The sequence below is a fragment of the Candidatus Omnitrophota bacterium genome (assembly GCA_013791745.1).
Classification (GTDB): domain Bacteria; phylum CG03; class CG03; order CG03; family CG03; genus CG03.
Map to the genome: position 1 here is coordinate 1 of VMTH01000061.1, position 11394 is coordinate 11394.

The window sequence follows — 11394 nt, forward strand, 5'->3', positions numbered from 1 at the left end:
TTATTATACGATTTTTTTAAAGAAAAAAACTAGTATAGTTGGCATTATTGTATTTTTACTTTCCTCCGTCCCCTTTATTTTTGCGGACGGTTACCCGCCGCCGGCATCCGGTTTTCAGGGAGAAGAAATATCAATAAGGGTTTTCATGGACGGGGTGAAGAATATATCTTCTTCCTTCCGCGGTTTTTCTTATGAGGGCAGTGATTCTTTTACGCTCAAGCTGCCTGAAAAAGAGGGACTTGAGATTATAGGCCTTGAAATAACTTCATCGAAAGATGATAAATTTAATATTAGCGTTCCGGTGGAGGTTAAGAAGAATTCAGTTAGGCGCTTCAGCTATGCTCCGGAAAAAGCTGTTGAGAAAGTAGCTGTCGCCGGAAGTTTTAATGGCTGGAATGCCAATTCAGATATGATGGAAAAGACGGCTTCCGGAAATTTTGAAATTCTTATGACTGTACCGCCGGGGATACACAGTTACAAATTAGTGGTGGACGGCAACTGGATAACAGACCTTTCCAATCCTGACAAAGCCGCGGACGGTTTTGGTGGTTTTAATTCAATTTTGACGGTCAAAGAAACAAAAGTGAAAATACCTTTTCAAAAGAGTGAAATGATTGAGGACGGAAAATGGAACCTCGTATTTTCCTATTTTGATTCCGCGTTTAAGGGCTATAAGGTTGTATTGTATTACAGGGGAGAAGCGCAGGAGAAAGTTTATGACGGGAATGAGGTCAGATTTTCCGTACCTGAAGGGGAGGCCCTGGAAACCGCTTATTTATGGGCTTCGGACAGGGAAGGGAATTTTTCTCCTATGAGGATAATACCGAAAAATTTTTCAGAAGAACCTTCATGGCCCCAAACCGTTATATACAGTTTGATGACGGACCGGTTTTATAACGGCGACAAGTCCAATGATGATCCTGTGGTGATGGAGGGGTTAAGCCCGAAAGCGAATTATGCCGGCGGGGATTTCAGCGGTATAAGCCGGAAAATAGAAGAAGGATATTTCAAACGTCTCGGAGCAAATTGCATCTGGCTTTCTCCGGTTATAGACAATGTCGGCGGCGCTTTTAAGGACGCCCTTCCGCCGTACCGCTATTTTACGGGCTATCACGGTTACTGGCCGTCTTCATCCGTTAAAACCGAAGAGCGTTTCGGCAGTAACGATGAACTGAAAGCGATGATAAAGACCGCCCATAATCATGGGCTTAAAGTTATGGCGGATATGGTTTTCAATCATGTGCACAACGAACATCCGTGGTATGGAGAACACCCTGAATGGTTTGGAAAACTGGAACTTCCTGACGGCGGGAAGAACATAAGAAAATTTGACGAGTATCCTTTTACCACATGGTTTGACTCATTTCTTCCGTCGTTTGATTATACTAACAGTACCGCCTCGGTTTACGCGCAGGTGAGCAACGCTCTGTGGTGGATAGAAGACTTTGGTTTTGACGCCTGTCGGCTGGACGCTGTTAAGCATATCCCGTATGATTTCTGGAAAGCTTTCGCGGGTGAAGTGCGGAAATCCTTCGGAAGTAATTTTTATATGCTGGGGGAATCCATCGCGTCAAGAAAAGACATCAACAGCTTTATCGCACCCGGGATGCTTGACGGCCAGTTTGATTTCCCGCTTTACTGGCATATACGCGACACATTTGCCCTGGGCAAGGGAAATTTTAAAGCGCTTGCGGCGCAGCTCAATGATTCACTTGAAAATTACAAAAATGTGTACTATATCTCACCGCTTATGGGGAACCATGATTTCCCGCGTTTTATGGCTTATGCTGACGGAGACATGGAGGGGGATGAAAAAAGAATAGGGTGGGAGAATCCTCCCCGGGTGGATAATCCCGAAAGTTACGGGAAGATAAAAAACGCGTTTACTTTTCTTCTGACCAACCCCGGGGTTCCGATGATTTATTACGGCGACGAAATTGCCATGACCGGCGCAGCGGACCCGGATAACCGCAGGATGATGAAGTTTGATGATTTGGGAAAAGAAGAGAAGTCGGTCTTCGACCATGTCGCAAAACTTGTTAAATTCCGGATAAAGTCGGATCCTATCACACTGGGCAGGCACACCGATCTTTTGACGGAAGATAAGCGCTGGGTATATATCAAGCACTATTTCCAGCAGAGCGTTATAGTCGTTTTCAACGCGGAGAATCAAAAACGCAAACTGATTTTAAAGCTGCCCGAATATGTGCCCGCGGACGGTTTTTACAGAAGCATATTTACGGGGAAGAAATATAAAATTAAAAAAGGACAGGTCGCGCTGAAAACGGAAGAGGCAAGTTCTGACGTTTTCTTTTTTACGCGGGATGGTAAGTGACGGATGTTTTACGTATTTTCAGGAGGATAGAATGAAGAGTAAGGAAGAGCTGATAGCAAATTTGAGAAAGCAGATGCAGGACATTAAGAAGATGCCCGTCAGTTTGAAAAAAATGCAGAGCGAACTGAAATTTCTGATTGAGCAGCTTGAAGATGAGAGCAAAACCGGCACACCGCCGTCTTACAATCTCGGTTCAAAAGAATACAGGGAAGCTCTTGATGATGTTATCAGGGAACTGAAAATTAACATAAAGATTCTCAGAGAAACAGGCAGTTCTATAATGTCTCTGCAGAAGAAAAGCAGTATATCTCTTCCCCGGGAAACTCATGAATCTGACAATTGAAAAAAATAAAGCCCTCTGAAGAATGGCTTCTGACAAATGAGTTAGGCGGGTATTCTTCGCAAACATCCGGCAGGAAAAACATCCGCAGATTCCATTCTCTGCTTATGGAATCCCGCAATCTGACACGGTATAATTTACTTAATTTTGTTGAAATCACCGGCGTTTCAAAAGCCGTTCTTTTTCAGGTTTATCCAGACGTTAAATACTCTTTGTCGGGCACAAATTTTACGATCAGCGAAGAAATATCATTATCCCCGATGAAAAACGCGCTGGAGCTGCGCTATCGCGCGGAAAAAGGAAACTGCTCTAAGGCCTTTGAGATACGGCCTTTTTTTTCAATGAGGCGTAGCCATTGTTTGAGAGCCAATGCTGATGACATAAGTTTTCGCGCAAGTCTTTGCGGCGGCAGTCTGAAAACGCCGGAAACGGCGTGCTATTTTGAAGGCGGCGGCCCTTTTACCGTTAAAAAAAAGCTGAAGAAAGTCTCTTATTCCGAGGATAAAATAAGAGACGGGAGTTACCGGGAGATTTTGTTTTCTCCGGGTTTTTGGAAAGCGGATATTAAAAAGGACGGCAGTTTCAGGATTATTTTTTCCGCTGATTCCGGCGACATAAAAAAACCCTTGAAAAAAGTGAGTTTCGCCGCTCAGAGGCTGTGCAGGGACGAGGAATTTTTGAAAGATTTCAAATGCAAAAACACTTTCTTTGAAAAACTTTTATTAAAATCCCTTGATTTTGACGCCCGCGGAGAAATTGTCGCGGGTTTTCACTGGTTTGAGTCATGGGGCAGGGATACGATGATTTCTCTGCCGGGGCTTTTTCTATACACGGGGCGCAAAGAAAAGGCGAAAAAGATTTTCCGGCAAGCCGCCGCGGTTATAAAGGGAGGGCTGCTGCCGAATATTTTTTCAACGCAGGCGAATAAAGCCTCTTATAACGCCGTTGACGCGTCGCTGTGGTTTGTGTGGGCTCTTTCGGAATACCGCAGAATTTTCGGCGCTAACGATAGTTTTTTAAAAGAAATGAGAAAGCCTGTGAGTGAAATTATTAAAATTACAGAAAGGGAACTGACTTTGGTATAAAAATGGATCCCGCTGACGCGCTTATAACGGCGGGACAGGAAGGGAAAGCTCTCACATGGATGGACGCTGTTTTTCAGGGTAGCCCGATAACGCCGAGAGCCGGCAAAGCCGTTGAAATTCAGGGCCTGTGGTATAACGCTTTGAAATTCGCGGACGCTGTGGGTGTGAAGGGAGCGGGGATTCTTGCGGAAAAGACTTCCGAATCGGTGCGGAAAAAATATTTTATAGATGCCGGCTATATGGCCGATTTGATAAATAAAGAAGGTATTCCCGACGGAAGTTTGAGGCCGAATCAGATAATAACGCTGGCTCTTATGAAAGATATTCTTCCAACAGCCGCGGTCGCAAAGGCTTTGGGAATCCTTGAAAAAAAACTCCTTACCCCCTTCGGGCTCAGAACGCTTGAGAGAAATGCGCAGGGATACAGAGGGATATACCGGGGAAATCTTGAAACCAGAGACAGCGCGTATCATCAGGGAACGGTGTGGCCGTGGCTCCTGCAGTTTTATTATGCTTTGCAGAAACCCCGATGGACGGAGTTTGAAAAAATATGGTCAGGCCATTTTAAAAAAGCGGGCATTGATTGCGTTTCGGAAATATTTGACGCGGAATATCCTTTTTACGGCAGAGGCTGTATCCACCAGGCATGGTCCGTAGCGGCGCTGATATATACGAGTTTCGCCAACGGATGGATAAAAGCCCGCGGCAATCATAGATGAACACGGAATTTAAGGATCCGGCCAATAAACAATCCTTCGCAGGGAGAGGGCATGGGCGCCGGGATAATTCTCTGAAAAAATTAATTTTTGAGTGCGCCTCTTTTATTTTGATTGGCGCGGGTTTCTGGTTTGTCTTGTACACTCTGATAAAGGCGGAGTCGCCCGAACACTATTTTGTTTTTTTCATTTTTATTCAGATTGCGGCATTTCTCTTTTTTTCGACTTATGCGTCAGCTGTGATTGCTGTTCTGTCGACGCTGGTTGCTGCAGCGGCTTTTATTACGGGGTCCGCCGGAGTGAAATTTTTTGCCGCGCTTGCTATTTTAATTTACTGGGCAATTATCTGCTTTTTGAATATGTATGAAAATAGAGAAACCGAAAGTTGCGGCCGGAATAAATTACTGCTGGAAAATATGCAAGGCGCGATCGCGGAACTTGAAACAGCCCTTAAGAGCGGAGCGAAACTTATTCCCGCACTGAAAAAGGGCATAGCGAGTTATGAGAAAATGGCGGAATTTTCGCTGAAACTCGGCACGACTTTTTCTCTGAAAGATATTTCCATGTTTATAATAAAATTTACGCGGAGTATTTTTCCGGAAGCGGAAGTGGAACTTATAAAACAGGCGGGGGACGCCTGCGACAGGTGGGTGTATTCAAGCCAGAAACCGGCGTATATAGAAAATACCGCTATGGACTGCAGGTTTGATTTGCATAATTCCGGCGACGCCTCGTCTATAATAGCCTGTCCCGTTTTCAACGGGGAGAACATACAGTCTATTATAAAAGTGATAGGCAGAGACGGCGGGCTTTTGCCGTCGGACTTGAGGGTTTTGACCTTAATAGCGACTCTTTCTTCGCTGGCGGTTGAGAATGTGAAGCTTTTTGAAACAACGCAGAATCTGGCAATAACGGATGATCTCACGGGACTGTATAATCACTCATATTTTATGGAAAGACTGGCAGAAGAAATTTCGAGGGCTTCAATGCATGGCGGGGAATTTGTTTTCCTGATGATGGACATAGATTTTTTCAAAAAATTCAACGATGATTTCGGCCATCAGGCGGGAGACGAGGTGATTAGACGCGTTGCCCTTGGAATTACAAAAACAATACGCAACACTGATATCGTCGGCCGTTATGGGGGCGAGGAATTTTCGGTGATACTGCCGCGGACAGATTTAAAAAGAGGCCTCGTAATTGCCCGGCACATAAGAAAAACGATAAAGAAGGAAAGATTTAATTTTGACGGCAAATACGCGGGGGTCACGGTGACGGTGGGCCTTTCAAGTTTTCAGGATTTCCGGGAAGAAGATAAAATTATTGCCGCCGCCGACGAGGCCCTGTATGAGGGTAAGAAAAAAGGGCGCGACAGGGTAGTGGTGCGGGGCCTCTTAAAATGAATTGCGGCAAAACGCGCATGAACGCGCTGCGATTTTTTCTTGCGGCCGCGATGATTGCCGTTTTTTTTACCGCTCCGGGGAGGTACGGTATTTTTATAGCGGCCTCTTTGGGTATGCTTTTTCTTTTTTCATTGCCTCCGGGAAAGCGGAACACCTCTGTTAAATCAGCCGTTTCCCTCACAGCCGCGGCGCTGTTTATGCTGTCCGGCGACGTTATGCTTTATGCTTATGCGGCTCTCGCGCTGGTTTTAGTTATTCCCGATTTGAAAATACTTGCATCCCGGAAAAAGAATTACGGCGATTTTAAAATAAAATTCGGTCGGATTGAGGAGAAACTTCTTGCGCTGAAAAAAGAGAATTCCGAAACTTCAAAGGGAATTGAAGAACTTGAGAACGAAATTGAAAGATATGAAAAACTCTATGAGCTCTCAAAAGCCATGGAATCTGTTTCCGACGGAAAAGAACTTGCGAAGAAATCGCTTGAGACTTTTTCGCTGAAACTCGGTGTGGAAACCCTCGCTTTTTTCGACTGCGCTTTTGGCGGCAACGAAATTTTATGCTCAAAAAATCTGTCGGCGGATGAATACGGGGTATGGAAATCCATGGTTGGCAAAATACAGAACAAACCCGGGGCGGAATACTATGAATTTGAACTTGTGGCGGGGAACAAAAGTCTCGGTTCGGTCATGGCAAAGGGAAATCTTGATTCTTTTCAGATTAAGAACGCCGCGGTTATAGCGTCGCAGGTGGCGCTGGGCTGGGAAAAAATACTGCTTTACGAAAAAGTGAGGGAGCTTTCAAGAATAGACGGTTTGACAGGACTTTTTCTCAGGAAGTATTTCATGGGCCGTCTGAACGAAGAGATCGCGCGTGCCCGGAGATACAATTATAAAATCGCGTTTCTCATGTGCGATCTGGATCTCTTCAAAACCTATAATGATACCTATGGCCATCCTGTGGGCGATGAGGCGCTAAAATCAGTGGCCGCTAAAATTAAGGAAAATATTTATAAATCCGATTTGGCCGGCCGTTACGGCGGCGAAGAGTTTTGCGTGTATATGCCGGTATCGGATGAAAGCGGCACACGCAAAAAAGCGCAGCGGATTGTTGAGGCGGTAAGACTCGAAACTCCCGTGACGATTTCTGCGGGGCTGGCTTTTTTCCCGGCGGATGCTTTGACCGCGGAAGATTTAATAAAGTCGGCGGATAAGGCGTTGTATAAGGCTAAAGAAAAAGGGAGAGATACCGTTTGCGAATATGAAAAAGATGTGTAAATGCGCCAGCCGTTTTGCCGGGCAGGACGAAAAGAACTTCTAAACCGGCTCCGGCCAAGTTGTGATATATGTCACAACTTGGGATTGGGGACATTTTGCGGGGTGAAAAATCCGTTCATAAAAAATAACGATTTTCCGACGGTATTTGTGCGCCCGCAAAAGCGAGAAGTGAACTACCTGGAAACAAGAAATCACCGTATAGCCAATAATACCAGAATTGCCTCTTGACAAGATTGGGCGGAGAGTTTATACTTTTAGTAAATGAGTAAAAAAATATTCACTACTCAAGAGGTGGCGCAACTGCTGTCCTGCGATCTCACAACTGTTATTAAATGGGTGAACGCGGGCAAGCTCAACGCCTATAAAACCCCCGGCGGCCACAGGCGCATAGAGAAGGAAGACCTCGTACAATTCATCAGCAAATATGATATGCCTATGCCGGAAGAACTCCGTGAGGTGAACAGGGTGCTCATCGTCGACGACGATCCCCAGTTCATTGAGATGACCGCGGCCATCCTGGGGAAGATTGAGAACGTCAGCATTGACTCGGCGAAAGAGGGTTTTGAGGCGGGGGAAAAGGTCATTTCGTTCAGCCCCCATGTTGTCATACTGGACATGAAACTTCCCGGCATAGACGGTTTTGAGGTCTGCCGGAGAATAAAAGACAGGGAAGATACCGCGGGGGTGAGAGTGATAGCCGTCACCGCCTACGGCACTCCCGACGACAAAAAGCGTATTCTGGAATGCGGCGCCGATCATTATTTCGAGAAGCCGGTGAAGCCGGAACAATTTCTGAACACGGTTCAAAAACTACTGCCGTAATGAACAGCAATTTGATTTTTAAGAATGTTTTTTTGTTTTCGAAAGTGGTAAGTAAACAGCGCGCTTCATACAGCGCGAACAATAATTTGCAGAAAGAATGTGGTTTTGGAAGCGTCCGCTCTCATGCGGGCATTGGAGGATAAATGACAAGCGCAAAGAGGATCCGTTTGGAGAAGGGTTTGATGAAGGTCGGCGAGATTGCCGAGGAAGCGGGCGTAATGCCGTCCACGGTGAAGTTTTACACCGCTGAGGGGCTTCTGGATGTGGTAGACCGCACAATGGGCGGCTACCGTCTTTACGACAGGGACAAGACCGTCAGAAGGGTTATCGCCATCCGTCAGATGACATCCCGCCGTCTTTCTCTTTCCGAACTAAAGCCGGAGCAGAACTAAAGGAGGATGAAAAGGAGCGATCTAAATGTCTGATTTAGTGCCGGTTGAAATAATAGCGAATAAGATTTTTTTGATTCGCGGCCAAAAGGTGATGTTGAGCCCGGATTTGGCAAAACTTTATAGTGTTGAAGTGAGGGCGCTTGTTCAGGCGGTAAAGCGGAACATTGAGCGTTTCCCCGCTGATTTCATGTTTCAGATAAACAAGGATGAATTTGCAAACTTGAAATCACAATTTGTGATTTCAAGTTGGGGCGGCTCGAGAATCATGCCTTATGCCTTTACGGAACAGGGAGTTGCAATGTTATCAAGTGTACTTAACAGCAAGAGGGCGATAATGGTGAATATCAGCATAATGCGTGTTTTCTCAAAACTTAAACAATTAGCTCTCAGTCACAGCGAATTATTGAGAAAAGTTGAATCGCTGGAAAGAAAATATGGCGAACATGATAAGAAAATTGCAGTTATTTTTCAGGCGCTCAAGCAGTTGCTGGAGCCGCCGCCGGTTCCGCCGAAAAGGAAAATGGGATTTTGACAAATGAATAAATTAAACGAAACCGGAACGGGGCGTCTTAAAGAGGAGAAATCCATGTCTGATTTAGTGCCGATTGAAATAATAGCGAATAAGATTTTTTTAATTCGCGGACAAAAGGTGATGCTTGACAGGGATTTGGCTGAGCTTTACGGAGTTAAATCCATCCGATTGCGGGAACAGGTAAAGAGAAATATTAAGAGATTTCCGGAAGATTTTATGATTCAGCTTACCGATAAAGAATTAGATTTTGTGGTATCGCATTTTGCGATACCATCGAAAAAATATTTTGGAGGCTATTTGCCTTATGTTTTTACTGAGCAGGGTGTATCTATGTTGTCCAGCGTATTGAACAGCGAAAGGGCGATAATGGTCAATATCAGCATAATGCGGGTTTTCTCAAAACTTAAACAGTTGGCTCTCAGTCACAGCGAATTATTGAGAAAAGTGGAATCGCTGGAAAGAAAATACGGCGAACATGATAAAAAGATAGAGGTCATATTCGTGACGCTGAAAAAGATGCTGACTTTGCCTGAGCCGAAGAAGACGGGGAAAATGGGATTTTGAAAAATGAATAAATTAAACGAAACCGGAACGGGGCGTCTTTTAAAACTCATACTTGCCGAAGGCGAAGGATACCGCATAGAATTTAAGGAAAATCTTTCAAACATTGACAGAGAGCTTGTAGCTTTCGCGAATTCATCGGGAGGTAAAATATTCTTCGGTATCTCCGACAGCGGCGAAAGGAAGGGGCTGAAAATAACAAACAAGCTGAAATCTCAGATTCAGGACACGGCTAACAACTGCCAGCCGCCTGTCAAAATTCTTTTTGAAGAACACGGGAATATTCTGATAGTTGAAGTGCGCGAAGGAGAGGATAAACCCTGCAAATGTTCATCCGGTTTTTATACGAGAGTCGGGCCCAATTCACAGAAACTTAGCCGGAATGAAATTGTTGAGTTTTTTAAATCGGAAGGGAAAATCAGGTTCGATGAACTTGTTAATCTGAAATTTGATTATAAAAAACATTTTGATTCAAAAAAACTTGACAGATTTCTTCGCATGGCGGGTATCACAAATCTTTTAAACATACCGTCCACTCTCGTCAATTTGGGAGTTGCGGAGAAACAGGAAGGCAAATTGCTTTTTAATAATACAGGGATATTGTTTTTCTCAAAAAATCTTTCCGATATTTACTTTCATACCGCCGTAACCTGCGCTCTTTACAGAGGCAGGGAAAAAGTGGAAGTTTTGGATCGCAAGGACTTCAATGAGGATATAGTCAGCAACATAGACGATGCGATGAATTTTCTCAAGAAACATATTCCTGTCCGATATGAAATGACCGGAAGTCCGGCAAGAAGAGAAGTGCCGGAAATTCCTTTTGACGCATTGAGAGAAGCGGTAATAAACGCTGTCGCTCATCGGGACTATTTTGAAAAGGGTTCAAATGTGATGGTGGAAATGTTCGAAGACAGAATAGAGATAACAGATTTCGGCGGGCTGCCGAAGGGGCTGAAACCTGAGGACTTCGGCAAAAAGAGCGTTTTAAGAAATCCCCGAATAGCCGACCTTTTAAACAAGATTGAATACATTGAAAAAATGGGCACGGGGATAAGGAAAATGAGAAATTTGATGAAAGAAGCGGGATTAAAACCGCCGAAGTTTGAATTCACCACCTTTTTTACGGCAACTTTTTTAATGCCGGAACTATTGAAAATAAAAGGGGCGGAAAAGGGGCAGAAAAGTTCCCAGGAAAGTTCCCAGAAAAGTTCCCAGAAAATTTTGGGACTAATGCGGGCAAATCATTCAATTACAATCCGGGAATTATCCCAAAAACTGCATATAACTGATAGAGCGGTAAAAAAGAATATCAGCAAATTAAAATTAGAAATGGAACTCCGCAGGATTGGGCCCGACAAAGGCGGGTATTGGGAAATTCTAAAAAAATGAATAAATTAACCGAAAGCAGAACGAGGCGTCTTAAAGAGGAGAAATCAATGCCTGATTTAGTGCCGGTCGAAATAATCGCGAATAAGATTCTTTTGATTCGCGGGCAGAAGGTGATGATAGACAGAGATCTGTCAAAATTATACGGTGTGACTACAGGGAATTTAAATCTTGCGGTCAGGAGAAACATAGAACGCTTTCCGGAAGATTTTATGTTTCAACTTACCAAGGAAGAATTTCAAAACTTGATATTGCAATTTGCAACATCAAGATGGGGCGGTACGAGGAAGCATCCTTTTGTTTTCACGGAGCACGGTATTTTAATGCTGTCATCGGTATTAAACAGCGACAGGGCAATAAAAGTTAATATTCAAATAATGCGCGCCTTTGTAAAGGTTAGGGAATATTTGGCGACGCATAAAGATGTGTTGAAAAAACTTGAGGAACACGACAGGCGTTCCCAATATCATAGAAATTATTTTTTGAAAAAAGCAAAAAGAATTACGGTTAATACGCCGACGATGGATGCAAACTGTCCTATCCAGAAA

Annotated in this window: 12 protein-coding genes; all 12 read left to right on the forward strand. The window is 44.3% G+C overall.

Annotated elements, in window-relative coordinates; genetic code table 11:
* The first annotated feature begins 145 nt into the window (after positions 1-145).
* Complete coding sequence (locus FP827_02835) at positions 146-2335, forward strand: hypothetical protein (GenBank protein MBA3052013.1); 2190 nt, start codon at positions 146-148, stop codon at positions 2333-2335.
* A gap of 31 nt (positions 2336-2366) precedes the next feature.
* A complete protein-coding gene (locus FP827_02840; GenBank protein MBA3052014.1) occupies positions 2367-2678 on the forward strand; it encodes a hypothetical protein in 312 nt (103 codons plus the stop codon).
* A complete protein-coding gene (locus tag FP827_02845; GenBank protein ID MBA3052015.1) occupies positions 2675-3760 on the forward strand; it encodes a hypothetical protein in 1086 nt (361 codons plus the stop codon). Before FP827_02840 ends, FP827_02845 begins: the two co-directional genes overlap by 4 nt.
* Positions 3761-3762: 2 nt before the next feature.
* The gene (locus FP827_02850; GenBank protein MBA3052016.1) at positions 3763-4479 is read left to right on the forward strand and encodes a hypothetical protein; all 717 of its coding nucleotides are present in this window, start codon (positions 3763-3765) and stop codon (positions 4477-4479) included.
* Complete coding sequence (locus FP827_02855) at positions 4476-5879, forward strand: diguanylate cyclase (GenBank protein MBA3052017.1); 1404 nt, start codon at positions 4476-4478, stop codon at positions 5877-5879. The genes FP827_02850 and FP827_02855 overlap by 4 nt, the downstream gene beginning before the upstream one ends.
* A complete protein-coding gene (locus FP827_02860; protein ID MBA3052018.1) occupies positions 5876-7153 on the forward strand; it encodes a diguanylate cyclase in 1278 nt (425 codons plus the stop codon). Before FP827_02855 ends, FP827_02860 begins: the two co-directional genes overlap by 4 nt.
* A gap of 261 nt (positions 7154-7414) precedes the next feature.
* The gene (locus tag FP827_02865) at positions 7415-7975 is read left to right on the forward strand and encodes a response regulator (protein MBA3052019.1); all 561 of its coding nucleotides are present in this window, start codon (positions 7415-7417) and stop codon (positions 7973-7975) included.
* Positions 7976-8118: 143 nt separating this feature from the next.
* On the forward strand, positions 8119-8367 hold the full coding sequence (locus FP827_02870; GenBank protein MBA3052020.1) for a MerR family transcriptional regulator: 249 nt from the start codon (positions 8119-8121) through the stop codon (positions 8365-8367).
* A gap of 25 nt (positions 8368-8392) precedes the next feature.
* Positions 8393-8899, forward strand: a complete 507-nt coding sequence (locus tag FP827_02875; protein ID MBA3052021.1) for an ORF6N domain-containing protein — start codon at positions 8393-8395, stop codon at positions 8897-8899.
* A 54-nt stretch (positions 8900-8953) separates the two neighbouring features.
* Positions 8954-9463: an ORF6N domain-containing protein gene (locus FP827_02880; protein MBA3052022.1), complete on the forward strand. Its 510-nt coding sequence runs from the start codon at positions 8954-8956 to the stop codon at positions 9461-9463.
* A gap of 3 nt (positions 9464-9466) precedes the next feature.
* Positions 9467-10849 (forward strand): HTH domain-containing protein, encoded by a 1383-nt coding sequence (locus FP827_02885; protein ID MBA3052023.1) that lies wholly within the window; start codon positions 9467-9469, stop codon positions 10847-10849.
* 47 nt (positions 10850-10896) lie between these two features.
* A partial coding sequence (locus FP827_02890) for an ORF6N domain-containing protein (GenBank protein MBA3052024.1) occupies positions 10897-11394 on the forward strand: 498 nt, incomplete at its 3' end.

Excerpts from the sequence above, each read along its gene's own strand:
- FP827_02835 (MBA3052013.1), top strand. The coding sequence starts at position 146 with ATGGACGGGGTGAAGAATATATCTTCTTCCTTCCGCGGTTTTTCTTAT.
- FP827_02865 (MBA3052019.1), top strand. The coding sequence starts at position 7,415 with ATGAGTAAAAAAATATTCACTACTCAAGAGGTGGCGCAACTGCTGTCC.
- FP827_02860 (MBA3052018.1), top strand. The coding sequence starts at position 5,876 with ATGAATTGCGGCAAAACGCGCATGAACGCGCTGCGATTTTTTCTTGCG.
- FP827_02850 (MBA3052016.1), top strand. The coding sequence starts at position 3,763 with ATGGATCCCGCTGACGCGCTTATAACGGCGGGACAGGAAGGGAAAGCT.
- FP827_02855 (MBA3052017.1), top strand. The coding sequence starts at position 4,476 with ATGAACACGGAATTTAAGGATCCGGCCAATAAACAATCCTTCGCAGGG.
- FP827_02875 (MBA3052021.1), top strand. The coding sequence starts at position 8,393 with ATGTCTGATTTAGTGCCGGTTGAAATAATAGCGAATAAGATTTTTTTG.
- FP827_02840 (MBA3052014.1), top strand. The coding sequence starts at position 2,367 with ATGAAGAGTAAGGAAGAGCTGATAGCAAATTTGAGAAAGCAGATGCAG.
- FP827_02880 (MBA3052022.1), top strand. The coding sequence starts at position 8,954 with ATGTCTGATTTAGTGCCGATTGAAATAATAGCGAATAAGATTTTTTTA.
- FP827_02870 (MBA3052020.1), top strand. The coding sequence starts at position 8,119 with ATGACAAGCGCAAAGAGGATCCGTTTGGAGAAGGGTTTGATGAAGGTC.
- FP827_02885 (MBA3052023.1), top strand. The coding sequence starts at position 9,467 with ATGAATAAATTAAACGAAACCGGAACGGGGCGTCTTTTAAAACTCATA.